A 23881-nucleotide genomic window follows, 5' to 3' on the forward strand; every position below is an offset into this window, starting at 1 on the left:
ACTGACTCCGGCCGTTCGCGAGACATAGTGTCGGAGGATCGATCGACGTTTCGCGATGAGGAGTACCCGATGACGCTGGAAGTCGTCTCGCCGACGGAGGCTCTGCTCGACGGCCGGTACCTGCTGAAGGACCGCGTCGGACAGGGCGGCATGGCGACGGTCTACCGCGCCGAGGACACGCATCTCGGGCGGACGGTCGCGATCAAGATGATCCATCCGGGAGACGAGGCGAAGGTCTCGGTCGAACGCGCGCACACCGAGAAGGCTCTGCTCGCCTCGCTCAACCACCCGTCGCTCGTGACGCTCTTCGACGCCCAGCTCGACCCGGGGCGGCCGCAGTACCTGGTGATGGAGTTCATCGACGGGCCGACGCTCGCCCAGCGCATGGCGCAGGGGCCGATCCCCTCGCGCGAACTCGCTGCGCTCACCCGTGATCTGGCGCAGGGCCTCGGCGCCGCGCACGCGGCCGGCATCGTGCATCGCGACGTCAAGCCGTCGAACGTTCTGCTGCAGAGACGCGGAACGCGCAGCGGGGGAGCATGGACGGCCAAGCTCGCCGACTTCGGGATCGCCTGCCTCGTCGACGGATCGCGCCTCACCACGCCCGGCATTGTGCTCGGCACTCTCACCTACATGGCACCCGAGCAGTTGCGCGACCACGACCCGGGCACACCCGCCGACATCTTCGCGCTGGGCCTCGTCGTGCTCGAAGCGCTGACCGGCGAACCGGGATACACGCCGATCGGCTCGGGTCGCGCCGCCGCGATCGCACGGCTGGCCGGATCGCCCCCGGTTCCCGGCGATGTCGACCCGGCCTGGCGCGATCTGCTCGAGCGGATGACCGACATGGAGCCGCATCGGCGACCGACCGCCGCAGAGGTGGCCAGGGCGGCAGGCGCGCTCCTGAGCGGGGGCGAGCCGGCGACGAGTCGCGCGGCCGTCGACCGGATCGCTCCGCCCGCGGTGGCCGAAGCGGCAACCGTCGAGGACGACCGCGGAGCTGCGGATGCCGAGACGGGGCGCACGGCCGTTCTCCCCGCCGAGCGCCCCGCACGCGTCGGCCGGGCCCGCACGCGCGTGATCGCCGGGGCAGCCGCGCTCGTGGTCGCCGGAGTCTCCGTCGCCGGCGCGATGGCCCTCGCCCCGGACTCGGGCGCCTCGGGAAGTGCGCTCTCGGAGGCCGTGGCCCGTGCGGTCGCTTCGGTCGAGGTCGCGCCCGAGGAGGCCGCACCCGCGGAGCTCGCGACCGAGGCGCCGGTGAGCGACGAGGTCGTCAGCGAGCCCGTCGCGCCGTCAGAGTCCGTCGTCGAAACCGTCGACGACGGGGAGAACGGCAACTCCGGTCAGGGCGAGAAGGGCACCCCCGGCAGCGGGGCCAAGGACAACCCGTCGGATCAGAACGGCAACAAGCCCGACCACGCGGGAAAGCCGGGCAAGGGTTCGGGAGACTGACCTCAGCGCGCGAGCAGCAGCACGGCGCCCAGCACCAGCCAGGCGAACATCCCGAGGTAGATGGCGCGCTCGGCGAGGCCGAAGATCGGCTTGAGCGGCCGTGCGACCGAGGCGAGGATCGTCACGGCGCTCGCCACGGTCATCACCCAGCCGAGAACGGTCGAGGCGTTCGCAGCGCCGTCGAACCCGGCGGCCGAGAACGCGATGCCCGTCATGAATCCACCGACGGATGCCGCGGCGAACGCCCCGAAGGCGAGCAGGTTGTGTCGGCGCCCCGTGGCGGTGCGAGGTGCGTCCGCGGCATCCATCGGCACCCAGCTGATCGGGGCGCGGGTGAGCGCGAGCGCCGCCAGCGCGATCAGAGCAGGAAGGGTCGACGGGATGCCGGCGGCGAGGATCGCTCCCGCGAGGGCGGCAGCCGCCACCGCGGTCGCGACGGTCTGCGTGCGATACAGGGCGCGCCAGCGCGAGATGCCGTAGGCGCTGACGGGGTCGCGCAGGGGAGACAGCCCGCTCGGCACGACGTGCAGGGCGACCAGCGCGATGACTGCGACGGCGACCCCGAGCAGGGCGAGCACCGCGAGTGCGGTGGTCATGCGGGCGTGGCCGCCTCGTAGCCGGATGCCGGCACGATCGGCGTGTGCTTCGGCCGCCACACCGACGAGTCCCAGGCGAGGATGCCGTACCAGACCGGCGTGAGCAGGATCGCGAGGACGAAGAACACGCCGGGCTTGCCGAACGCCTCCTGGATCTTGAGGCCCGCCATGATCAGGAACACCAGGTAGAGCAGCGTGCCCACGACCGGGATCAGCCCGATCAGCACCCACCAACCCTTCTGCCCGCCGAGTTGCAGCACGCGCCAGGTGTTGAAGAGCGGCACCCATGCGGGCCAGGCCTTCAGCCCGGCCTTGCGGAAGATCCCCATGAGCGCGAATCCGTAGAAGACGTACACGGCCAACCCGCTCACGAGCGACCACACGTATGCCACCGTCAGATCGACGGCCATTGCAGCATCCATCATTACCCCCCGGTTACCGATATATCGCCCGTGTCGAGCAACAGTATGGCGCAGAACCGCCCGCGGGTCAGCCCTTTCCCGGAAACCCCGTGAGATTCTCTCGCCCACCTCGTCTTCCCCGGTGAGGAACCCCATCGCCTCGCTCGGCTCGTCCCGGAGCCGACCCTGTCGTCCGGCAGGGCCGGGTGAGGGCGGCTTCCCTCCGCCCTCATCCGTCCGGGTCGAGAAGCTCGTTCCGCGCGCGCATCAGCGCGAACCCGAGCAGGTTGCGCCCCCGCCACCGGTCGGGTTTCTCGGCACCGGGGTCGTCGGCAGCCAGGCCGATGCCCCAGATGCGGTCAGCGGGACTCGCCTCCACGAGGATGCGCGACCCGGTGCCGACGAGATAGTCGCCCAGCTCGGGGTTCTGCCGGAACTTCGCGACGTTGCCGGCAACGCTGATCCCGACGCGATCCCGCTCCCACACCTGCGGGTCGAAGCCGCGCACCTGCCGGCCGAGGGCCTTCACCGCTGCCGGCCCCGGAGCGTCGAGGATGCGCTCGGCGACGGCTCCGTCGCCGAAGAGCACGGCCTTGCGCCACATCAGGTAGTGCTCGGCCGTCGGGAAGCGCCGGCCGTCGAGGGTGAAGGGCGACCGCTCCCACTGCGAGAGCACGGCCTCCGAGACGCGCTCGCCGCGGAGTCGTGGCTTCCAGAACAGCACGAACTTGAGTCGGCGACCCCGCCGGGCGAGAGTGCGCACCTCTTCGACCGACGTCGGGCCCGTCACGACCGGCTCCCCGCGTCGGCGCCCCAGCGCACGAGATACCCGGGACCGTCCGGCCGGTACTGGGCGGAGTCGAACGACGCCCACTCGGCCCGTCGAACCCGGGCGGTGTCGGGGGCGTCGCGGTGAGCCGACAGCATCCGTTCGATGACGACGTAGCGCTGGTGCTCGGGACCCGCGCTCGCCGGATCCGGGAGCGCGCCACCGGCGGCGATCCACCGCTGGAACATCGCGAACTGTTCCTTCTCGGTGCGGAGCGCGTGGTCGGTCGTCGGCCACAGGAGGAACCGCGAGCCGTCTTCCGCTCCGCCGAGGTCGAGGCGCTCGAAGTGATGGGGCCGACCCTCCACGTCGGCGACCCCGGTGACCGGGCCGTCGTAGTAGGAGTTCTCGACGTGCACGCGCTCCCAGCCGGCGGCGAGTAGGGTGTCGCGTCTCTCGTGGGCATCCCGTTCAGTCGTCACGTTCGAGATCCTCCTCGACCTCGTCGACCCGCTCGAAACCGAGGGCGCGCAGCCGGTCGAACACCGTGTCGTCGTCGATGGCGTCCTCGCCCCAGAGGAAGCCCGTCATCCACTCGTACCAGCGGGGCCGCGTCGGATGCCGATGCAGGTAGGCCACGCGCTCGTCGAACGTGAAGTCGGAGGACCACTCGCCGAGCACCATCTCCAGCGTCTCGCCGCTGCCCATGCGCCAGGCGCCGCTGTACGGATGCTCGTCGGGCAGGTAGACCCAGGGCGGCGGCACCTCGCCGTACTCGTCGACGAGCCTCGTCAGTTCGCGCCGGTACCACTCCGCCTCGGCGTACTCACCCATCGCGTGTCCCTCCCACGGTTCCCATCCCCGGAAAGGAAGACGAGGATGGGGCCGGAATGTGACGGGCGCCGCCGTGAGGGAGAATCATCGCCATGGATCGTCCGTCGCTTCCCGAGCTCGCCCCGGCCGAGCACCGTGCGCTCAAGGCGCGGCTGACGCCGCTGTTCGTCGAAGCCCTCGCCCCCGAAGACCTGACCGGGATGCCGAAGAAGGCGAAGTTCGTGATGACGGGACTCCGCAGCAAGGCGTTCTCGCTGTCGTCGGAGCGATCGATCGCGATGGCGACGGGGGCCGTGCTCGGCCTCGGGGTCTACGGGCAGACCACGCGCGCGGTGCGGGCAGCCGAGGTCATCACCCGCTTGCCGTTCGCGACGCACCGGGTGCCCGAGGAGATCCACCTCGTGAGCATCGTGCGCTCCGCCTTCTACTTCGCGGTGCGCGACGGGTCGCCCTCGGCTTCCCTGCTCGAGGCCGACGTCGCCCGTTCCGTCGCCGTCCGCCCGCACGACAACGTGTTCAACGGCCGGCTGCTGCGCCCGTATCTCGACGAGCCCTTCCCGTACGGCGAACACCGCGACGCCTACCCGGCGTGGCATCAGGCCGCGAACTATCTCGACTCGATCCGCGAGTTCATCCGCCTCTGGAGCTACGGCGGGTCGGAGCTCTGGCCGATCGCGCGGCTCGAGGCCGAGATCGAGCGATACATCGCGGCGATCCACCGCGAACCCGGACTGGAGCCCGTTCGGGGGTGACCGGCGACCGCCGCCGAGCGGTCAGCTCTGCGTGAGCAGCGTGCGCGCCCAACCGCGCGCGACGACGAAGGGTTCGGCGAACGTCGCCATGCCGACCGTGACGATCGCCCCTTCGTAGAGGAGCATCATCGCCCGCGCCACGGCGCGGTGATCGCGGATGCCGGCTTCGGCGCAGAGTTCGTCGAAGAGGTCGAACAGCCACACCTTCTGGCGGGAGACCTCGGGGAAGACGGGGTGGTCGTCGTTGCCCTCGCCGATCTCGGCGCGGGCGTTGATGGCGCTGCAGCCCTTGGGGCTGTTGTCGTCGGACCAGGTGATCGCGGCGTCGAAGATCGCGAGCACGCGGTCGATGCCCGGCTCGGGAACCCGGGCGAGGTGCGCGGCGACATGCTCGCGCCAACGCGCGTCGCGGTGCTGCAGGTAGGCGACGACGAGCGCCTCCTTCGAGCCGAACCGGTCGTAGAGGGTCTTCTTGGTCACACCGGCGACCTCGGCGATCGTGTCGACCCCGACCGCATGGATGCCGCGCTCGTAGAAGAGTTGCGAGGCGGCGTCGAGCACACGGCGTGCTCCGGGGGTGAGAGGCGCGAGCTCGGGAACGGACGAGGTCATGCAAAAACTATACCAACCTGTATAGTCGGACGCATGAGTAAACAGATCGGTGTACTTCGCGGGCTGCTCACGGCCGCAGCGGCAGCCGCTTTCATCGTCACGTGGAGCTCGGGCTTCATCATCCCGGCCTTCGCCACGGTCGACGTCGCACCGCTCACGTTGCTGGTCTGGCGGTTCGTGCCCCTGGCGATCGTGCTCCTGCTCATCGTCCGCGTCTCGGGGGCCGCGAAGGACGTCACCCGATATGACGTGCGCACGCAGGCGCTGATCGGGCTCTTCGCGCAGTTCGGATACTGCGCCGCCGTCTACGGAGCCGTCGCGACCGGCATCGCCACGGGCACGGTCGCGCTCATCGACGCGGTGCAGCCCCTCATCGTCGCCGTGCTCGTCGGACCGATCCTCGGACTGCGCGTGCGGGGATCGCAGTGGGTGGGCCTCGCCCTCGGTGCCGTCGGTGTGCTGCTCGTCGTGCGCTCGCAGTTCGGGTCGTCGGCCGCACCCCCGATCGCCTACCTCCTGCCGGCCACCGCGATGGTGTGCCTCATCGTCGGCACGTTCCTGCAGCGGCGATCCGCGGTGCAGACGGGGGTGCTCGTGACGCTCGCCATCCACGTCACCGTGACCGCCGTCCTGCTGCTCGCGGTGTCGGTGGCCACCGGGTCGCTCGTGCCCCCGGCATCCGCATCGTTCTGGCTCGCCGTCGTGCTCACCGCCCTGTTCCCGACGCTCGCCGCCTACGGCCTCTACTGGTGGCTGCTGCGACGGGTGGGGATTACCGCCCTGCAGGCGCTGCTGTTCCTCATCGCGCCGGCGACGGCGATCGCCGGCGGCATCCTGCTCGGCGAACCCCTCACGATCGTGACGTTCGTCGGCTTCGCGCTCTGCGGTCTCGGTGTCGCGGCCGTGTTGAGGGGCGAGGTCAAGACGGGTCGCGAGCAGTCGGCGGTCGCCTGAGGGGCGGCGGCGAGAGTTCAGCCGGCGTCGAGCGGCGCGGCTCGGGCCAGCGCGATGAGCTGCTCACGCGAGGTGACGCCGAGCTTGCGATTGATGCTCGCGAGCTGGGACTTGACCGTGTTGCGGCTGACGAAGAGCCGCGCGGCGATCCGGTCGGCGCTGTCGCCCGTCAGCACGAGGCGCAAGACCTCGCGCTCGCGGCGCGTGAGCAGGGAGAGTCGCAGGACGACCCGATGGGACAGGTGCGCGAGAACGCGCTCCCGGATCGGTGCGGCGAGGGTCGGGTCGGCGAGCCCCAGGAACTGCTCGATGTCGTGGGCTGACAGCAGCGTCAGCGACGAGTAGAGCCCCAGCCGCGGTACGGCCTCGACCACCCGCTCCGCGAGTTCGCGGGCGGCGTCCTGCGCACCGATTCGAGCGAGAGCGACGCCCTCGACTGCGGCGAGCTTGGTGCGCCAGCGCGGATGCCCCTCGACGAGCGGTCGGGTCTGGCGAGCGATCGCCAGCACCGCGCGATTCTCGTCGGCGGCGAGCAGGGCGGCGCTGCGAGCGACCATCAGCCCTGGCTGATCGGGCAGACCTCGAGTGACGTGGATGGCGCCGGCGGCGTCGCCGGTCAGCAGATGCAGCCGGGTCTTCGCGTGGGTGAGCAGGGTGAGATTCGCCCCTGACCTGCTCACGCCGACCGGGTGCGAGGATTCCTCGGCGAGCAGCTCGTCGAGGGCGGCGGGCGCCGTCGCTCGGGTGCTGAGATGCGCGATGGTGAACTGGACGGCGGCCCAGCCCTCCGGGTGGATCCGCGCGAGATCGATGGTCGTCAGCAGCTCGAGGGCGGCGGCTGTGTGCAGCTCGTCGGCGAGCCGCAGGGCATGGCCGAGGATGCCGTCGGTATCGGCATCCGATACGACCTTCGGATGCCGCGCCGCTCGCTCGACCCACTTCGCGGCGGGTGCGTGCCGCCCGGCGGCTGCGTGGATCCAGGCGAGGTGGCCGGCGGCGGATCGCGCGCTCGGCGCGTCATCGCTGCGCTCGGCCAGCTCGAACGATTCCTGCAGCAGGACGACCGCCTCGCTCGCGTGGTCGGTGAGCTCGTATGCGCGTGCCCACTGGCGGAGGATCTCGGGAAGCGCACGTGCGAGATCCGCGTGGCCGATATCGGTGTACTGGTCGAGCAGAAGCCGCGCCGCCTCGACCTCGATGAGCGCGGGGACGGGGTTTCCCTTCGCGCGCTGAGCCGCGCTGCGTGCGGTGAGTCTGAGCAGCTCATCGACGATCGAATCGTTGCCATCCCCCTCGTCGAGCCCGCGCGCTCGCTCGAATCCTCGGCGCTGTGCGCCGACTGCTTCCCCCGCCACTTGCCTCTCCTGCCCTGGCTGCCCCCGCGATGCTCACGCTAGTGGGTGTCATACCGCGGGAGCGAGCATTTTGACAAGAGTGATATATCGGATGAAAAAGAGGATGAAGTTTCTGCGACCGTCCCCGCGCATCCGCACTCCTGCGCGGGGGTCGGACGGCCTCCCGTTTCCGTTATCTGTTCGTTATATTTTGTTCCGCTAACTTTTCGACGATCGCTCGTCTCAATGGGTGACAAGTCGCTGCCCGGGCGACTGCACAGGGTCGGGGAGGCCTCTGATGAAACTCACTGCGGTATTGACGGATCTGCTGTCGACACGACGGCGGATCGCCCACACGAAACGAACCAGCTCGGCATCCGGTCGGCGTATCCGCTCCACCGTCGCGGCCGGAGTCTCCGGCCTGATGGTCGTGCTGTCGCTCGGGGGCGTGCCGCTCGCCGCCAGCGCGGCGGGAGAGACGCTGGAGATCACCCTCAGCCAGGCGACGGGCACCGTTCCGTTCGACGCCGATGACGCCGCCGGACACGATTCCTCGGCGACGAACGACATCGTGCGCACCAACGACACCGTCGCTTACACGGTCGGCGTGCGCTACGAGGGCGGCGATCAGACCAACCCGACGATCACGTTCGCACTGCCGAAGGGCGAAGAGCTCGTCTCGATGCCCGCCTACTGCCTTCAGCCGGGTTCCTCGGTGACGCCCGCCGACGTGCCGGACCCGGTGGTTCCCGTGACCGCCACCTCGTGGACCACGCTCCCTGCGCAGACGATCGTCTGCCGGGTCGCGCCGCAGGCGGCCGGAACGGCCCTCGACTACACGTTCCTCTCGGTCGTGCGCCCCGAGGTGCCCAACGGCACCGTGCTCGACGCGGTGACCGTGCAGGCGGCTTCGGACCAGGTGACGACTCCCGTCATCTCCGACCCGGTCAGCCACTCGGTCTCGGCCGCCCCGCGCTTCGACCTCTCGAAGCGACTGAACGGCACCACCGACAACACCGGCCCGCTGTTCAGCCAGTACATCCCGTGCTCCTTCGACAACTCGCAGACCTGCCGGTGGACGGAGTACCCGCTGACCATCGCGGCTCCGGCCGGCGGCAAGGGCGTCGCCCCGCTCGCAAGTCCTATCACCTTCACCGACGACCTCAGCCCCGACGTGTTCTACCCGGCCGGCACCACCTCCGACCCGGACTGGATCGCCGCCGGTGCGGGTGCCGCAGAGAAGTACGGCGCCCGGATGGTCGGATGCGGCGGGACCGGCTCACTGAACCTGCACGGGTTCCTCCCGGACCAGCAGGGCGGCTCGGCGGCGAACCCCCGCGCCGTGCGCAACAGTGGCACGATCACGTGCGCGCAGCCCGGCGGCCCCGGCACCCCGGTGCAGTTCACGATCACGGGCGCCGACACCACGGCGGTCACCTACCCCACCCAGAACACCGACGGTGGCGCGCTCCCGGCCAACCTCGCCCTGGTGGTGTCGACGACGATCATCGTCGAGATCCCCCTCGTCGCGATCTCCGATCTCGGAACCGCATCCGGCAGCAGCTTCGCCCTGTCGACCCGCAACACCTTCACGGACGTCGTGGCCTCGGACGTCACCGGACAGCCCAGCATCGATGACCCGACGAACAACGTGCGCAACGCGGTCGAGCGGCTCGAGGTGGGTGACGGCGAGATGACCAAGGCGTTCGTCGGCATCACGGGCCAGCCCGGGAACACCGGCCCGGCCGGCTTCGGCGGGGTCTGGGAAGGCCTGCCGGGATCGAGCTCCTTCCGCGATGGCAACACTACGGTCGTCAGAGGACAGACCGTGATCAGCGCTCTCACGTACACGCGCTACGACATTCCGCCGAGCTCGGGAACGCAGTTCTCCAACTCGTCGGTGATCTGCGACGTGTGGGATGAGACGAAGCTCGGCCTGCCGTCGACCTTCGCCTACGCGGGATCGTCGACGACGAACCTGAACGCGCCGTCCGGCGGTTCGCCGGTGTGGATGGCCTCGGAGATCTCCGGCGCCACGAGGAGCACCGACCCGGGCCCCTCGAACATGCGGATCCAGTACGGCTACACGTCCGCCCCCGGCCAGGGCACCGCATCATCGTGCGCGACCGGTCAGTGGTTCGACAGCCCCGCTCAGGTGCCCGGTGCGACTCTCGTCGACGGAGTCTGGCAGGGAGTGAACCGCGTGCGCGCCTCGCTCACCGACCGCGCCTCGACGGCTGCCGGCCCGTACCAGCTCAACCTCGCGATCGCGCTCGAGGTCGTCTCGAACGACGCGATCGGCACGGTGCTTCCCAACTGGGCGAGCCGTGTCGTCTCGAGCGGCGTGAAGACCCTCGAAGAGACCCTGGCAGCCGGCGATCGCCGCGACCAGAACTCGACGTACGACCCATCGACCGCGGGTGGAATCCTGGGTGACCGCCTCATCCTCGGAACCGCCAACGCGCGCATCGTGAAGTACGTGAAGAACTCCACCACCGGTGAGTTCACGAACACCGCGGTGCCGCAGTACACCGCGGGATCGATGATCGACTACCGACTGAACCCCAGCCTCACCGCCGATGTGTCGGCCGGCACCTTCGCCGATGTGACGGTGGAGGACTGCCTTCCCGAGTACCAGATCTTCGTCTCCTCGGTGCACGAGAGCGGTGCGCCCATCGCACCGTCCCTCGTGCAGCAGGGTTCGCCCGCCGGGGCGGGTCTCACCTGCGCGGCCGGTGAGACGTACCTCCGCTGGGATCTGGGGCAGCACGAGGTGAACGCGCCGATCGACCCCATCGTGTACACGGTGGAGATCCTCGCCACGGTGCGCAACGACACCTACACGAACACCGCGCTCGTCAGCTCGCCCGCCGACGGTTCGCCGGCATCGGCGCGGACCGACACCGCTCAGGTGCTCATCGAGGTGCCGACCGGCATCAAGATCGCCAAGTCGGTCGACAAGCCCGTCGTCGAAGTGACGCCGGGGGATGCGACGACGCCGCGCGGATTCGTGTGGACGGTCGACTTCGCGAACATCGACTCGCCGCAGAACGTGTCGGATGTCGACGTGATCGACGTTCTTCCGGCCGTCGGCATCGGCGGGAACGACTTCGCCGGCACGCTGACGCTCGACTCGGTCGCTCCGACCGGTGGCACCACCGGAGTGGAGATCCTCTACTCGGCCACTCCGTCCGCCCAGTTGGCGGTCGACCCGGCATCCGCATCGAACGCCGCGACCGGCGCGACCATCTGGTGCGACGCACCCTCCGGCGGAAACGTCGTCTGGGGGACCGGCACGAACGCGGATTGCCCGACGTCGCTCGCCGGGGTCACGGGTCTCCGCTTCCTGCGCGACGGTTCGTTCCTCCCGACCGACGTGATGAAGGTCACGATCGCGATGAGTCCGCTCGGCAATGCCGACGGCGACGTCTACGAGAACCGCACGTCCGGTCGCGTCACCGGGGTGTCTCTCCCGGTGGGGCCGGCCATCCGCCAGGTCGCGGTCGTCGCCTCCTCGATCGGAGACGTCGTCTGGAACGACCTGAACTCGAACGGCATCCAGGACGAGGGTGAGCCGGGTCTCGCGGGCGTGCCCGTGTCGATCTCGGGCACCGACGTCGACGGCAACACGATCACGGCGACGATGACGACCGGTGAGGACGGGGCGTACTCGTTCGCCGACCTGCCGTCGGGCTCGTACGTGGTGACGTTCGATCCGGCCTGGGTCGAGCAGCACAACTTCGTGTTCACCGCCGCGCTGCAAGGAACCGACACGGCCCTCGACTCCGATGCGAACACCTCGACGGGCGCCAGTGGCGAGGTCGTCCTCGGCATCGACGAGGACCGCACCGACATCGATGCGGGTATCGTGCAGCTCTTCGGTGGTCTGATCATCGTCAAGGATCTGTCGGGCGCCGGAGCCGGCGCGGCCGTGGGGCCGTTCGACTTCAGCGTGGTGTGCACGTACGAGGGAGCATCCGTCTACGAGGGCACGGTCACGCTGGAGCGAGTGAGCGAGGCGACCACGCTGACAAGTGAGCGCATCGGCGACATTCCCGTCGGGGCCTCGTGCCTCGTCGAGGAGACCGGAACGGGCGGCGCCGACGAGACGCCGGCCCCGGTCACGGTGCTCATCGTCTCGAACGACTCCGACAACACGGTCACGGCCGGGTTCGTCAACGAGTTCTCGGCCGGCACGATCGCCCTCGAGAAGCAGCTCGCCGGAACCGGTGCCGATGAGGCCGCGGTGAAGGCGAAGGTCTTCACGATCACCGTCACCTGCCAGGTGCTGCTCGACGACGAGGGCGACCCCGTCACCGTGTTCTCGCAGGCCGTGCAGATCTCGGGCGGCGAGATCGTCGAGTTCGTCGACGCGAACGGCGACCCGATCCTGCTGCCGCTCGGTTCCGTCTGCTTCGGCGAGGAGACCGACGACGGTGGGGCGGATGCCTCCATCGTCGACCACGACTCCTTCGAGAACGGCGTGCGGGTCGAGGCCGGCACGCCCGACGACCTGCAGGCGTTGACGATCACGGCCGTCAACTCGTTCGACGCGACGCCGCCGGCGGTCGACCCGCCCACCGGCCCGACCTCGGGTCTGGCGATCACCGGAGCCGACCCGACGTGGCTGCTCATCCTGGCGCTCCTCATGCTCGGAGGTGGCGGGGCGTTCCTTCTGACACGTCGCTCCGGCCGGGCGGGCACACAGGCCTGAGTATCTGCGGAGCGGGTGGCGGCGAGTCGATCATGGCTCGCCGCCACCCGCATCGGCCTACGGGAGGCCAGGCATGGCGGAGTCCGAGACTTCGCACGATGAGGGCGGCGACGACTCCGCCCTCATTCGCGCGGCTGCAGCCGGTGATCGGCGCGCCGCGGGGGAGTACTTCGCGAAGGAGCTTCCGCGGCTGTCATCGATCGCCCGACGTATCGCCGGCACCTCGCACGACGGCGGTGACCTCCTCGGCGAAGCGCTCGTCACGATCCTCGCGAAGTGGGCCGACGGCACCGGCCCGACCGAGTACATCACCGCCTACATCGCTCAGACCATGCGCAATCGGATGAAGGACGATTTCAAGTCGCCGCGCTCGAAGGTGAGGTCGTTCGACGACGACGACGATCCCGAGGCGCGCGAGGATCCGCGCATCCGTCAGATCGAGATCGAGCCCGAACTGGAGCTCATTCGCCGCGCAATGCTCGAGTTGCCCGAGGACCAGCAGACGATCCTCACCGCGACGATCGTCGAGGGCCTCAAACCGCGCGATTTGCAGGAGCGGCTCGACCGCCCGATGACGGCGATCTACTCGCTCGCGCACCGCGCCCGCGCCAACCTGCGTCGTGCGACGCTGCGTTTGATACTCGAGAAGGATGCCCCGCCCGAGTGCTACTCCGCGGCGCAGCACCTTCCGGAATCCGTGGGCGATACACCCGACGGCATCCGCGGCAGCCGTTTCACCGCGCACTACGAGACCTGCGATCGCTGCCGCGCGGCCTGGCTGCGGTTCGGGGCGCTCGCGACGCTCGGCATCGCCCCGCTCCTGGTGATCGGCGACCTGTTCTTCGGCTCGCCGGCGCCCGCGCAGGCGAGCACCGAGCAGCAGAACCCGGATGCCGCGCAGCCGCCGCCCGATGGATCGGGGTCGCGCGGCTCGGCGTCGGTGCCCTCCGCCGGTGTGGTCCCCGCGCCTCCGGGAGCGACACCGGCCGCGACGAGCCCGGTCCCCGGGAACGCCGCCGCGTCCGGCGCTCCGCGACCGCGCCCCTCGACCCTGATGGGGGCGGCGGTGATCGTGGCCGGTGTCGTGACGGCCACCGGGGCGGCAATCCTCGTGTTCCTCGGGGTCGCGCTCGCCACCCAGACGTTCTGGTTCACGCCGAAGCCGACCGCTTCGTTGACCGTGCAGGCGGCGATGCCCTCCGATTCCGTGACGCGCCTGGGCGTCGATTTCGACGTCGATGGCGACTCGTGGAGGATCCGTGCCGCGCGCATCACCCTGTCGGAGCCGGTGGGTGTGCTCGACGTACCCGATGGGTGGGTGTGCGATTCGTCAGGGCGCATCGTGACCTGCCGCACCGACCTCGCGGATGCCGCGGGCGGCGTGATCGAGCTGGCCCATGCGCCCGGGGTGCGGCGTCTGAAGTACGACATCGAGGTGGTCGCCGTCACGCCGAACGGGGCCACGGTGGAGGCGACCTACGGCGACACCGTGCGACGCTGAGGCAGCCGCGACGAGACCTCATCAGCATTCTGCGGAATCTCCGGAAGGTTTGGTCGTCGGTGTCGTCTTCATAGTGCGGGGCGTCAGAACCCCGTCGATTCTCCCCAGAGTCGGTGCGCTCGCCTCCCCATCAGGGCGCACAGGGTGGGGGTCCCGCCCCGGGGTGGGGGCCTCGACCCGCGTGGCTCCCACCCGTTCTCACCGCGGCATCCGCATGCCGCGTCAACCCCGCTCGACCGGCACCAGCTCGACGTCGCGCAGCTCGTCCCCGTCGACGACCGCGGTCATGAGCGTGCAGACGGGCTGGCGCCGACGATCGGTCGGCGACCCGGGATTGAGCAGGCGGATGCCGCGGGGCGTGCGCGAGTCCCACGGGATGTGGCTGTGCCCGAACACCAGAACGTCGAGTGCGGCGTCCGGGTACGCGAGGTCCATGCGTCGCTCACGGCCCGTGGCCGCACCGGTCTCGTGCACCACGCCCACGGTGAGACCTTCGATCGCCTCGACGGCGAACTCCGGCATCCGCTCTCGCAGGTCGGCACCGTCGTTGTTGCCCCACACCCCGATCAACCGGGCGGCGCGGGCGTCGAGCGTCTCGAACGTCGCGAGGTCGACCCAGTCGCCGGCGTGGATGACGACATCGGCGCGGTCGACCTCGCGCCACACGGCGTCGGGCAGGCGCTTCGCCCGCGCGGGCACGTGCGTGTCGGCGAGCAGCAGCAGTCGCGTGGCCACAGGCGGTCAGAGGTCGTTGGGCGAGAGGTCGCCCTCGCCGTCCTCGCCGATCTCGGCGATCACCGGGTCGCCCTCCTGCGTCTCGGGCTGGAGGCCGCTCGACGGCAGGTCCGTCGCGGGGATCTCGTCGTCGTCCGACGGCAGCTCGTCGGGGTCGGCTCCGGTGGCCACGACCTCGTCGATGTCGGCACCGGCGTCGAGAGCATCCGTGCGCTCCCACTCGGCCTGCGCCGGGTCGTCGGACGGGTCGGCGAACGAGGTCGCCTCGTCGTCGCGCAGCGGCTGGACGTTCTCGGGGGTCTCGTCGATACGGCTGTCGCTGGAGTCGGTGTTCATGGAGTCCTCCTCGGGGGGCGGTGGTCTGGGTGCTTCCAGCGTGCCGGGGCGGATGCCGCGGCGCGACGGGCTTGACGGGCGCGAGCCGTGCGGGGTACCGGCCCTTCGTCTCGCTGCGCTCGCTCAGGAACCGGTGTTCGAGCGCGGTTCCTGAGCGCGGTTCCTGAGCGAGGAGCGTAGCGACGAGACGAAGGGCCGCAGCAGTCAGGGAGTCGGCATGCCGCCGTTCACGTTGAGCGTCTCACCGGCGACATAGCTCGATTCGGCCGATGCGAGGAAGACGTAGGCCGGGGCGAGCTCGGCCGGCTGGCCCATGCGGCCCAGCGGGGTGTCTTCACCGAACTGGTCGATCTTCTCCTGCGGCTGTCCGTCGCTCGGCTGCAGCGGGGTCCAGATCGGTCCCGGGGCGACGGCGTTCACGCGGATGCCCTTCGGCGCGAGCTGCTGGGCGAGGCCCTTCGTGAAGGCGTTGATCGTCGCCTTGGTCGAGGCGTAGTCGACCAGGATGTCGGACGGCGAGTACGCCTGGATCGACGTGGTGTTGATGATCGCGGAGCCTGCCGGGAGGTGGGGGAGCGCGGCCTTCGTGATCCAGAACATCGCGTACACGTTCGTCTTGAACGTGTCGTCGAACTGCTCGTCGGTGATGTCGGTCAGCGACTCCTGGTAGATCTGCTTGCCACCGTTGTTCACGAGGATGTCGAGACCGCCGAGGGCTCCGACCGTCTCGGCGACGAGCGTGCGGCAGTACTCGGGATCGCGCAGGTCTCCGGGGAAGGTCGCCACCTTGACGCCCGCTTCGCGCACGATGCCGGCGATCCGGTCCGCGTCCTCCTGCTCCTCGGGGAGGTAGGAGAGCGCGACGTCGGCGCCTTCGCGGGCGAAGGCGATCGCGGTGGCGGCGCCGATGCCGGAGTCGCCACCGGTGATGAGGGCCTTGCGGCCGGTCAGGCGGCCGGAGCCGCGGTAGCTCTCCTCGCCGAGGTCGGCCTTCGGGGCGAGGTCCGCGTCGAGGCCCGGCTCGGGCATGTGCTGCTTCTGCGGCTCGATGTCGGCGTACAGCTCGGCGGGGTTGGTGAAGGTGTACTGGTCACGGGACATGGTGTTCCCCTTCCTTGTTTTCGTGTCGGTCTTTCAGGTGCGGTCGCGCAACAGCTCGTCGGGGACGACGTCGCGGATGGTCATGGCGGCGGTGAGGAACGCGAGGTGACTGAGCGCCTGCGGGGTGTTGCCCCAGGCAGAGCCGTCGTCGGCGTCGATCATCTCGGCGTAGATGCCCACGTCGTTGGCCTGGGCGATGAGTTCGTCCATGAGGGTGAGGGCCTCGTCGTGCCGGCCGACGCAGGCGAGCGCCTCGGCGCGCCAGAACGCGCACGCCACGAACGTCTTCTCCTCGGCATCCGCCCCGCTGTAGCGGTAGAGCAGCGGACCCGCGCCGAGCTCGTCGGCCAGGGCGTCGATCGTCGTCGACATGCGCTCTCCGCGGTCGAAACCCGACGGCGCGTGCAGCAGCACCGAGGCGTCGAGCTCCTCCGAGCCGGCGTAGAAGACGTACGCCGAGCGCTCGGCGGACCAGCCGTTCTCGTCGATCCACCCGCGGATGCGCTCGCGCTCGGCCCGCCAGCGATCGGCGCTCCCGGGGATCGCACCGGCGTCGGCCAGCGCGACGGCGTCATCGAGGGCCTTCCAGCAGCCCATCTTCGACGAGACGTAGTGCCGCTCCTCGGGGAGTTCCCACATGCCCGAGTCCGGATTGCGCCACAGATCGCACGTACGGTCGGCGATTCCCGCGAGCATCCGTGCCGTGCCGATGTCGAGCACGTTGCCCGCATCGACGTAGGTGCGGCAGATCGCGAGCAGGTCGCCGTAGACGCCGAGCTGCAGCTGGTCGCCCGCGGGGTTTCCGGTCACGACCGGCCCGATCCCGCGCCAGCCCTCGACGTCGTACTCGGCGGGCTCGGGCACGAGCCCGCCGTCGAGCGTGTACATGACGTGGAGCTCGGGGCCGTGGTCGCGGATCGTGCGGAGCATCCACGACAGCGCGGCCTGGGTCTCCTCCCGCAGGCCGAAGCGCACCAGCGCGTGCGCCGTGTAGGCGAGGTCGCGCACCCAGGCGTGACGGTAGTCCCAGTTCTTGCCGCCGGCGGGGTTTTCGGGCAGCGATGTGGTGGCGGCAGCGGCGATGGCGCCCGACGGGCTGTAGATGAGCAGTTTCAAGGCGAGGGCGCTGCGCTGCACCTGCTCGCTCCAGGGACCCTCGTTCGAGAAGACGCGAGACCAGTGCCGCCAGTTCTCGATCGTGCGATCGATGCCGTCGTCCACGTTGTGCGGATCGGGGATGTGGAGGGGTTCGTCGTGCGTGGCCGCGAGGGCGATCAGGTGGCGTGAGCCCGCCGTTGCCGAGAATGCACCGTCGAGACGCGGCCCGTCGGCTCCGTCGGGATCGGGATGCAGTGGCCCGTGATCGAAGCCCACGATGGCGAACGCCGTGGCGCCGCTGCGCACCACCGGGCCGTGGTCGGTGTTCTCGATCCAGGGTACCGCCGTGCGCAGCGACGTGCCGGGACGCACGCACCAGCGCATCTCCACGGAACCCTCGATGCCGTCGATCCGCCGGGCGAGCTCGGCCCACGGCAGTCGTCCGGCGACACCCGACACCAGGGCGTCCGTGACGCGGACGCGTCCGGCATCCGTCACGAAGGTCGTCTCGAGCACGTTCGTCTCGGGAACATAGCGTCGCTCGGTGCGGAACTCGGCGACGGGCCGCAGCTCGAAGCATCCGCCCGTCTCCTCGTCGAGGAGGCGCGCGAAGACCGGAAGATCGGTGAGATCGGGCAAGGGGAGCCAGTCGATGCAGCCATCCGAGCCGATCAAGGCGACCGTGCGACCGTCGCCGATCGGAGCGTAGGTCTCCAGGGGGCGACCGATGGGGGTGGGCATATCGCCATCGTGCGCGCGTCGGGCGGATGGGGCAAAAGCCTTGCGCGACGGCCGCGCACTCGCTATCGCGCGGAGGCGGAGAGGAAGGCCGCGACGGGTTCCGCGTCATGAAACGGCGATTCCCTCGTCGTTAAGGGCATGGATCATTCTCTAGCACCACGTCGGCGCGCCCGCGCGCTGGCCGCGACGTTCGCCGTCGTCCTCGCGGGAGGGCTCGCCGTCGTGAGCGTCCCGACGGCAGCCAGCGCCGCGCCGACCGAGACCGGCACCACGACGAGCGTCCCGTACACCTCCGGTAAGGCCGAGGGCTCCGGAAAGTGGGGTGTCGTCGGCGACATCCGCACCTACGAGGGCGCGAACACCTTCACCTACGGCGCCGACATCAATCCGGTCACGGGTGCGCTCACCACGAGCGACAGCGGCAAGGTCATCTACAGCAACCTCCTCTGCGGGTTCCTCGGCGCCGCGTCGCCGTGTCAGCAGGGCACGCCCAGCATTGCCGACTACTCGCTGCTCGGCGGAGACCCGGCGGCGATCGGCACCACCGACGCGCCCGTCACCGAGTACACGGGCGCCGGCACGTACGCCGTCAACGGGTCCGCATCGAGCGCGCGCGTTCGCAACACGGGTATCGGTCAGCTCTACGCCTCGTACGCCGACCGTACGAACGTGAACCTCCCCGTCGATGCACTGAACGGCCCGCGCGGGATCGCGCACACGGCCGACGGCACGGCGTGGGTCGTCAACTCGGAGGGTGCGGCCCCCGTGGGCGGTGCCGCCGGAGCGATCAAGCGCTACGACCTCAACCTGAACGAGATCGCCGGTGCCGGCTGGACCGGCACCTGGGCGCAGCGCGACCAGCCCGGCGTGCACTTCTACCGCACCGGCATCGACACGACGCCCGACGGCGGCGTGCTGGTGAACTCCGAGGTGAGCGACCGCTTCCAGAAGTACAACGCCGACGGCACCTGGAACAGCTCGGTGCTGCTCGACCTCGCGGGCCCCGTGTATCGCAACCCGTACAGCGTCGCGGTCGACAAGGTCGACGGATCGATGTACGTGCCGCTCATCAACTTCCGCGACGAGCCCGCCGCGACGCCCTTCCTCGAGAAGCGCAACGCCGCGAACCAGGTCATCGGCCAGTTCACCTCGTCGGCGCTGCTCGCCGGCCAGGTCGTGTTCAGCGCAGAGGTCGAACCGCGCACGCAGCACGTGTTCGCCTGGAGCCAGAACGGCGCGATCGTCGAGTGGGACAAGGACGGCAACGAGGTCGAGGTCTTCCGCAACGGCACGACGCCGGGCACCTACCCGGGCATGACCACCGCACGCGGCATGACGTTCGACGAGAACGGCCGCATGTACGTCACCGTCGGCGAGGGGACGAACTCGACCCGCGTGATGATCCTGGGCAAGACGCCCGACCCCGTCACCTCGGTGTGTACGACGCTCGGCGCCGACCGCACCACCGCGCAGCTCACGATCGACTGCGCCTCCGGCCCCCAGGGCGCCGAGGCTCCGTACCAGCAGACGCAACTGCTCGACTACGTCATCGAGGCCTCGACCGACGGCGGCGTGACGTGGAGCGTGGTGGCGAAGGATGCCGGCATCTCCGCCGAGCGCGAGCAGAGCGTGAGCGGCCTCGACCCCGCCGCGAACTACACGTTCCGCGTGTCGCCGTGGAACGAAGCCGGCAACGGTGACTGGATCACGAGCACGCCCGTCGACTACACGACCGCCCACGTCGCGTTCTCGGGTGTCGAGAACACCGCCGTGAGCTTCGACGCCCTCGAGGGCGACAGCGGCACCGACGTGCCCACCGGCATCGGGTTCCTCGACGCCGACGGGGCCGTGCAGAACACGCTCGCCGTCGCGGGTGAGGGCACGTACGTCGCGAACGCCGACAACACCGTCACCTTCACGCCCGAGTCCGGGTTCACGGGCGAGGTCACCCCGGTGACCCTCGCGGTGCTGTTCGACGGCTGCAACCTGACGAAGACGATCACGGGCGCCGTCTCGGCGAAGCCGCGTCTCACGCTCCAGGCCACCGTCAACGGCGGCACCCTCACGGCTGCGGACGCCGAGCTCACGGCCGACGGCCCGACCGCCGGCGTCGTCGGTGTCACGGGTGAGGCCGCGGTCACCGCCGCGGCCGTCGATGCGGGCGACTACGCCCTCTCGGCATCCGTCCTGGCCGGCTACACGACGACCGACTGGAGCTGCGTCATCAGCGGCACCGACACCGCGGTCGACGTGTCATCCACCGATGTGGTCGCTCTGGCACTCACGCAGGACGTGACGTGCTCGATCGTCTACACCTTCGTGCCGTCGCCCACCGACGAGCCGACCACGCCCCCGGCCTCCCCCTCGGCCGCACCGCAGCCTTCTGCGGGCGGGCTCGCGAGCACCGGACAGGATGTCCCCCTCGCCCTGGTCGGACTCGCGCTCGTGCTCCTGGTGGCCGGCGGCGCGTTCACCGTCGCGCGTCGGGCTCGTCGATCCTGATCGCCGGTGAATGAGGGAGTCCTTTCCCTCCGAAGGGGCGGATGCTTCGGCATCCGCCCCTTCGTCGTCTAGCAGCAATGCGCATCGTGCGTCAATGGTCGAGGGCCGATGCGGCCGATTCTGGCGTGGCTCCTAGGCTCGGAGGACAACGAGTCGGCACTGCCGGTTCTGCGTCGGTCGAACCGGACTGCGCGCTTCCTGTTCTCTCTCGGTCAGGAGCGACGCCCCGGGGGGCGGAGCGCTCTGCGCACCTCTCGTCGACTTCGCCGGTCCTCCGTCTCGGGCGACGGAGGACCGGACAGTCTTCCTCCGAAGGGCGATCAGAGTCGATTCGCCCCCGCGTCGAGATCGAAGTCGACGACCCAGGCACCGTCCTCCTCCTCGGCATCGCCGTCTGCGGCCCGCCGCTTCGGGTAGGAGGGGTGCGAGCGCAGGCGCGCGGCGTGCTCCGAGAAATCCGGATCGACGCCCGTGGAGGCGTGCGGTCCGACCAGGACGTCGTTGCCCACGCCGACCACGAGCTCGGCCAGCTCCTCTTCGTCATCGACGAGGATCGGGATCTGCAGGGCCTGCGATCCTCCCTCGTTCGCGATCTCGGCGGCGAGGACGACCAGAGCGTCCGCGACGTCGTCGGTGGTGACGAGCTGCTGAGCGGCGTAGGAGACGAGTTTCATGACGTCAGCCTGCCAGGGACCGGGCGAAAGGGGAGCGGGGTTGCGGCGGACGCCGTCGACCGGGTAACGCCACGGCGACGGCTATTCTCGAACCCATGCCCGCCTACCCCGAGAACCGCACGTTGAACATCGCGGATTCGCTCAACGCGCTGCGCGCGGGGTCGCCGGTGACCGAAGTGGCACGGCGGCTGCTCGACCTCTTCACCGGGGGCGACATCGCCCCGGGCACGCGTCTGCCTCCCGAGCGCCAGCTCGCCGCGACGCTCGAGGTGGGGCGCTCGGCGGTGCGCGAAGCGCTCGCGGCGCTCGAAATCCTCGGCATCGTCGACGTGCGCCCGGGCTCGGGCACGTACCTGCGGGGATCGGCGAGCGACCTCCTGCCGCAGACCCTGCGCTGGGGTCTGCTCATCGGCGACCGCAACACGGCCGAGCTCATCGAGCTGCGGTCGGGTCTCGAGATCTACGTCGCCCGCCTGGCGGCCGCACGAGCGGATGCCTCGGCCGTCGCCGCCCTGACGACGACCCTCGAGGCGATGCGCGCATCGAAGGACGACTTCTCGGCGTTCGCCGCGGCGGACAGCCGCTTTCACCGCGCCCTCTCGGAGGCCGCCGCGAACGGCACGATCGTCGACATGCTGCACGTCGTGCGGTCGCTGCTGCAGGTGTACTCCGACCGCGCCGTGCACGACACCGAGAGCGTGCTGACCGCGATCGAGGAGCACGATGCGATCCTGCGGGCGGTCGCAGCATCCGATGAGAACGCCGCTGCCGCCGCGATGGCGACGCACATGTCGACCGCGCTGCTGCGTCTGAGCGGCGACGCCGCGGGCTGAGCCGGTTCTGCGGGGCGTCGCAGGCATCGCGCCCGGCTCACGGCGGCACCGTTGCGCGTTTGCAATTGGTCAACCGGTTTGCCAATATAGACCCGGGTCCGCACGGCGACCCGACCGACGGCCACCGACAGAGGAGTCACCGTGGACAGCATCCGCACGACGAAGGCGAGCGCGCGATGACCCGACTCTGGAATGCCCCCGCCGACTTCGCCGACGAGATGATCGAGGGCTTCGTCGCCGCCAACCCCCGGTCGGTGCGCCGCGCGAGCGGCGGCGTCATCCGCAGCACCGTGATCCCCGAAGGACAGGTCGCGGTCGTGATCGGTGGGGGATCGGGGCACTACCCGGCCTTCGGCGGACTGGTCGGACAGGGCTTCGCGCACGGCGCCGCGATGGGCAACCTCTTCGCCTCGCCCTCGGCCCAGCAGGTCTACGCGATCGCGAAGGCCGTCGACCGCGGCGCCGGGGTCTTCCTCAGCTACGGCAACTATGCCGGCGACGTGCTCAACTTCGACGCCGCGCAAGAGAGGCTGCGCGCCGAAGGCATCCCCACCCGGACCGTCACCGTCACCGATGACATCTTCAGCGCCCCGCCCGCCGAGAAGCACAAGCGCCGCGGCATCGCCGGCGACCTCACCGTCTTCCGCACCGCGGCCGCCGCTGCCGAGGCGGGCTACGACCTCGACGGCGTCACCCGCTTCGCCGCCCTCGCGAACGAACGCACCCGCTCGTTCGGTGTCGCGTTCACGGGCTGCACCCTCCCCGGCGCCCCCGCGCCCCTGTTCGCGGTGCCGAGCGGGCGCATGGCGATCGGCCTCGGCATCCACGGCGAACCCGGCATCGACGAGACCGACATCCCCACCGCCGACGGCTTGGCGCAACTGCTCGTCGAACGTCTGCTCGACGAGATCCCCGCGGGCGTCTCGGTCGAGGGCGCGCGCGTCGTGCCGATCCTCAACGGACTCGGCTCGCTCAAGTACGAGGAGATGTTCGTCGTCTACCGGCGCATCGCCCAGCTGCTCGAAGCGGCGGGACTCGTCCTCGTCGACCCGCACGTCGGCGAGTACTGCACGAGCTTCGACATGGCCGGCACCTCGCTCACGCTCTTCTGGCTCGATGAAGAACTCGAACGTCTGTGGGACACCCCGGTCGACGCCCCCGCGTACCGCCGCGGGTCGGTCGTCGCGGCCGCGCAGTCCGACGTGCAGGAGGAAGCGGTCGAAGCGCACGAGATCACGCCGGGTGACGACGCCTCGCAGCAGGCGGCGCGCACCGTGAGCGCGGCGCTGCGGGTGATCGTCGACACGATCGACGCCCACGCCGACGATCTCGGACGCATCGACGCGATCGCCGGAGACGGCGACCACGGCATCGGCATGCAGCGCGGATCGCACGCCGCGCTCGCCGCGGGGATCGCCGCTGCGGATGCCGGGGCCGGGGCGCGGACCACCCTCGCCGCCGCCGCCGACGCCTGGGCCGACAAGGCCGGTGGCACCTCGGGCGCACTCTGGGGCGTGATCCTCAACGCCGTCGCCGCACGCCTCGGCGACGTGGGAACACCGGATGCCGCGGCCGTCGCCGCCGGTGTCGCCGAGGGGCTGCGCGGGGTGCAGGAGTACGGCAGGGCCGAGGTCGGCGACAAGACCCTCGTCGACGCGCTGGTGCCGTTCGCCGCGACACTGCAGGCGGGCGCCCGCGAGGGGGAGCGGCTGCGGGATGCCTGGGCCTCGGCCGCGGCATCCGCCACCGACGCCGCCGCCGCGACCGCCGATCTGCTGCCGCGGATGGGCCGCGCACGCACCCACGGCGAGCACTCCGTCGGCACCCCCGACCCCGGTGCGATCTCGCTCGCACTGATCGCCACCGCTCTCGGCGAGCTCCTCGCCACCCGGGACTCCACCCGGGACTCCGCCCGGGATCTCGCCGTACAGGACTGAAGGAA

At 70.2% G+C, this 23881-nt stretch carries 20 protein-coding genes; 8 read left to right on the forward strand and 12 right to left on the reverse strand.

The genetic code is table 11. From position 1 onward, the window contains the following. Positions 1-69: 69 nt before the first annotated feature. Positions 70-1452 (forward strand): protein kinase, encoded by a 1383-nt coding sequence (locus ACI2JZ_RS07170; protein WP_404597026.1) that lies wholly within the window; start codon positions 70-72, stop codon positions 1450-1452. A 2-nt stretch (positions 1453-1454) separates the two neighbouring features. Here ACI2JZ_RS07170 and ACI2JZ_RS07175 read toward each other — a convergent pair whose 3' ends face one another. The 5 genes from ACI2JZ_RS07175 to ACI2JZ_RS07195 all read right to left on the reverse strand — a co-directional run bounded on the left by ACI2JZ_RS07175 (position 1455) and on the right by ACI2JZ_RS07195 (position 4052). Continuing rightward, the gene (locus ACI2JZ_RS07175; protein ID WP_404597027.1) at positions 1455-2048 is read right to left on the reverse strand and encodes a DUF998 domain-containing protein; all 594 of its coding nucleotides are present in this window, start codon (positions 2046-2048) and stop codon (positions 1455-1457) included. Beyond that, entirely contained in the window at positions 2045-2473 is a 429-nt protein-coding gene (locus tag ACI2JZ_RS07180) for a DUF5684 domain-containing protein (RefSeq protein WP_404597028.1), read from the reverse strand. The genes ACI2JZ_RS07175 and ACI2JZ_RS07180 overlap by 4 nt, the downstream gene beginning before the upstream one ends. A gap of 205 nt (positions 2474-2678) precedes the next feature. Next, complete coding sequence (locus ACI2JZ_RS07185; protein ID WP_404597029.1) at positions 2679-3239, reverse strand: NADAR family protein; 561 nt, start codon at positions 3237-3239, stop codon at positions 2679-2681. Beyond that, positions 3236-3700: a hypothetical protein gene (locus ACI2JZ_RS07190; RefSeq protein ID WP_404597030.1), complete on the reverse strand. Its 465-nt coding sequence runs from the start codon at positions 3698-3700 to the stop codon at positions 3236-3238. Before ACI2JZ_RS07190 ends, ACI2JZ_RS07185 begins: the two co-directional genes overlap by 4 nt. Further along, positions 3690-4052 (reverse strand): hypothetical protein, encoded by a 363-nt coding sequence (locus ACI2JZ_RS07195; protein WP_404597031.1) that lies wholly within the window; start codon positions 4050-4052, stop codon positions 3690-3692. Before ACI2JZ_RS07195 ends, ACI2JZ_RS07190 begins: the two co-directional genes overlap by 11 nt. Before the next feature lie 92 nt (positions 4053-4144). On the opposite strand from ACI2JZ_RS07195, the gene ACI2JZ_RS07200 reads away from it, so the two are divergent. Further along, on the forward strand, positions 4145-4804 hold the full coding sequence (locus tag ACI2JZ_RS07200) for a hypothetical protein (protein WP_404597032.1): 660 nt from the start codon (positions 4145-4147) through the stop codon (positions 4802-4804). Between the two features lie 21 nt (positions 4805-4825). On the opposite strand, the gene ACI2JZ_RS07205 is transcribed toward ACI2JZ_RS07200, so the two are convergent. Beyond that, positions 4826-5416 (reverse strand): TetR/AcrR family transcriptional regulator, encoded by a 591-nt coding sequence (locus ACI2JZ_RS07205; RefSeq protein WP_404597033.1) that lies wholly within the window; start codon positions 5414-5416, stop codon positions 4826-4828. A 33-nt stretch (positions 5417-5449) separates the two neighbouring features. Here ACI2JZ_RS07205 and ACI2JZ_RS07210 point away from each other — a divergent pair, with 33 nt between their 5' ends. Further along, positions 5450-6370, forward strand: a complete 921-nt coding sequence (locus ACI2JZ_RS07210) for a DMT family transporter (protein WP_404597034.1) — start codon at positions 5450-5452, stop codon at positions 6368-6370. 17 nt (positions 6371-6387) lie between these two features. On the opposite strand, the gene ACI2JZ_RS07215 is transcribed toward ACI2JZ_RS07210, so the two are convergent. Continuing rightward, the gene (locus tag ACI2JZ_RS07215) at positions 6388-7725 is read right to left on the reverse strand and encodes a LuxR C-terminal-related transcriptional regulator (RefSeq protein WP_404597035.1); all 1338 of its coding nucleotides are present in this window, start codon (positions 7723-7725) and stop codon (positions 6388-6390) included. 277 nt (positions 7726-8002) lie between these two features. On the opposite strand from ACI2JZ_RS07215, the gene ACI2JZ_RS07220 reads away from it, so the two are divergent. Both ACI2JZ_RS07220 and ACI2JZ_RS07225 read left to right on the forward strand, forming a co-directional pair. Further along, on the forward strand, positions 8003-12418 hold the full coding sequence (locus ACI2JZ_RS07220; RefSeq protein WP_404597036.1) for an SdrD B-like domain-containing protein: 4416 nt from the start codon (positions 8003-8005) through the stop codon (positions 12416-12418). A gap of 73 nt (positions 12419-12491) precedes the next feature. Beyond that, positions 12492-13919, forward strand: a complete 1428-nt coding sequence (locus ACI2JZ_RS07225) for a sigma-70 family RNA polymerase sigma factor (protein WP_404597037.1) — start codon at positions 12492-12494, stop codon at positions 13917-13919. 222 nt (positions 13920-14141) lie between these two features. Here ACI2JZ_RS07225 and ACI2JZ_RS07230 read toward each other — a convergent pair whose 3' ends face one another. From ACI2JZ_RS07230 to ACI2JZ_RS07245, 4 genes are all read right to left on the reverse strand, one after another. Further along, positions 14142-14654, reverse strand: a complete 513-nt coding sequence (locus ACI2JZ_RS07230) for a metallophosphoesterase (RefSeq protein WP_247633458.1) — start codon at positions 14652-14654, stop codon at positions 14142-14144. A gap of 6 nt (positions 14655-14660) precedes the next feature. Beyond that, complete coding sequence (locus ACI2JZ_RS07235; RefSeq protein WP_247624101.1) at positions 14661-14990, reverse strand: sugar ABC transporter ATPase; 330 nt, start codon at positions 14988-14990, stop codon at positions 14661-14663. A 204-nt stretch (positions 14991-15194) separates the two neighbouring features. Further along, a complete protein-coding gene (locus tag ACI2JZ_RS07240) occupies positions 15195-16091 on the reverse strand; it encodes an SDR family oxidoreductase (protein ID WP_247624102.1) in 897 nt (298 codons plus the stop codon). A 33-nt stretch (positions 16092-16124) separates the two neighbouring features. Then, positions 16125-17930: a glycoside hydrolase family 15 protein gene (locus ACI2JZ_RS07245; RefSeq protein ID WP_404597038.1), complete on the reverse strand. Its 1806-nt coding sequence runs from the start codon at positions 17928-17930 to the stop codon at positions 16125-16127. Between the two features lie 138 nt (positions 17931-18068). On the opposite strand from ACI2JZ_RS07245, the gene ACI2JZ_RS07250 reads away from it, so the two are divergent. Beyond that, on the forward strand, positions 18069-20432 hold the full coding sequence (locus ACI2JZ_RS07250) for a hypothetical protein (protein WP_404597039.1): 2364 nt from the start codon (positions 18069-18071) through the stop codon (positions 20430-20432). A gap of 320 nt (positions 20433-20752) precedes the next feature. Here the strand turns inward: ACI2JZ_RS07250 and ACI2JZ_RS07255 are convergent, their stop codons facing one another. After that, the gene (locus tag ACI2JZ_RS07255; protein ID WP_404597040.1) at positions 20753-21106 is read right to left on the reverse strand and encodes a hypothetical protein; all 354 of its coding nucleotides are present in this window, start codon (positions 21104-21106) and stop codon (positions 20753-20755) included. Between the two features lie 95 nt (positions 21107-21201). On the opposite strand from ACI2JZ_RS07255, the gene ACI2JZ_RS07260 reads away from it, so the two are divergent. Both ACI2JZ_RS07260 and ACI2JZ_RS07265 read left to right on the forward strand, forming a co-directional pair. Beyond that, positions 21202-21939, forward strand: coding sequence for a FadR/GntR family transcriptional regulator (locus tag ACI2JZ_RS07260; RefSeq protein ID WP_404597041.1), 738 nt, complete (start codon positions 21202-21204; stop codon positions 21937-21939). A 176-nt stretch (positions 21940-22115) separates the two neighbouring features. After that, complete coding sequence (locus ACI2JZ_RS07265) at positions 22116-23876, forward strand: dihydroxyacetone kinase family protein (protein WP_404597042.1); 1761 nt, start codon at positions 22116-22118, stop codon at positions 23874-23876. Positions 23877-23881: the final 5 nt, after the last annotated feature.

Origin of the sequence: Microbacterium sp. NPDC087868 (assembly GCF_044900755.1) — a bacterium.
GTDB classification, from domain to species: domain Bacteria; phylum Actinomycetota; class Actinomycetes; order Actinomycetales; family Microbacteriaceae; genus Microbacterium; species Microbacterium galbinum.

What these genes read in the sequence shown, in the direction of transcription:
- ACI2JZ_RS07180 (WP_404597028.1), bottom strand. Translation starts at nt 2,473, where the DNA reads ATGATGGATGCTGCAATGGCCGTCGATCTGACGGTGGCATACGTGTGG.
- ACI2JZ_RS07225 (WP_404597037.1), top strand. Translation starts at nt 12,492, where the DNA reads ATGGCGGAGTCCGAGACTTCGCACGATGAGGGCGGCGACGACTCCGCC.
- ACI2JZ_RS07170 (WP_404597026.1), top strand. Translation starts at nt 70, where the DNA reads ATGACGCTGGAAGTCGTCTCGCCGACGGAGGCTCTGCTCGACGGCCGG.
- ACI2JZ_RS07265 (WP_404597042.1), top strand. Translation starts at nt 22,116, where the DNA reads ATGACCCGACTCTGGAATGCCCCCGCCGACTTCGCCGACGAGATGATC.
- ACI2JZ_RS07205 (WP_404597033.1), bottom strand. Translation starts at nt 5,416, where the DNA reads ATGACCTCGTCCGTTCCCGAGCTCGCGCCTCTCACCCCCGGAGCACGC.
- ACI2JZ_RS07255 (WP_404597040.1), bottom strand. Translation starts at nt 21,106, where the DNA reads ATGAAACTCGTCTCCTACGCCGCTCAGCAGCTCGTCACCACCGACGAC.
- ACI2JZ_RS07220 (WP_404597036.1), top strand. Translation starts at nt 8,003, where the DNA reads ATGAAACTCACTGCGGTATTGACGGATCTGCTGTCGACACGACGGCGG.
- ACI2JZ_RS07235 (WP_247624101.1), bottom strand. Translation starts at nt 14,990, where the DNA reads ATGAACACCGACTCCAGCGACAGCCGTATCGACGAGACCCCCGAGAAC.
- ACI2JZ_RS07260 (WP_404597041.1), top strand. Translation starts at nt 21,202, where the DNA reads ATGCCCGCCTACCCCGAGAACCGCACGTTGAACATCGCGGATTCGCTC.
- ACI2JZ_RS07240 (WP_247624102.1), bottom strand. Translation starts at nt 16,091, where the DNA reads ATGTCCCGTGACCAGTACACCTTCACCAACCCCGCCGAGCTGTACGCC.
- ACI2JZ_RS07195 (WP_404597031.1), bottom strand. Translation starts at nt 4,052, where the DNA reads ATGGGTGAGTACGCCGAGGCGGAGTGGTACCGGCGCGAACTGACGAGG.
- ACI2JZ_RS07250 (WP_404597039.1), top strand. Translation starts at nt 18,069, where the DNA reads ATGGATCATTCTCTAGCACCACGTCGGCGCGCCCGCGCGCTGGCCGCG.
- ACI2JZ_RS07200 (WP_404597032.1), top strand. Translation starts at nt 4,145, where the DNA reads ATGGATCGTCCGTCGCTTCCCGAGCTCGCCCCGGCCGAGCACCGTGCG.
- ACI2JZ_RS07175 (WP_404597027.1), bottom strand. Translation starts at nt 2,048, where the DNA reads ATGACCACCGCACTCGCGGTGCTCGCCCTGCTCGGGGTCGCCGTCGCA.
- ACI2JZ_RS07245 (WP_404597038.1), bottom strand. Translation starts at nt 17,930, where the DNA reads ATGCCCACCCCCATCGGTCGCCCCCTGGAGACCTACGCTCCGATCGGC.
- ACI2JZ_RS07210 (WP_404597034.1), top strand. Translation starts at nt 5,450, where the DNA reads ATGAGTAAACAGATCGGTGTACTTCGCGGGCTGCTCACGGCCGCAGCG.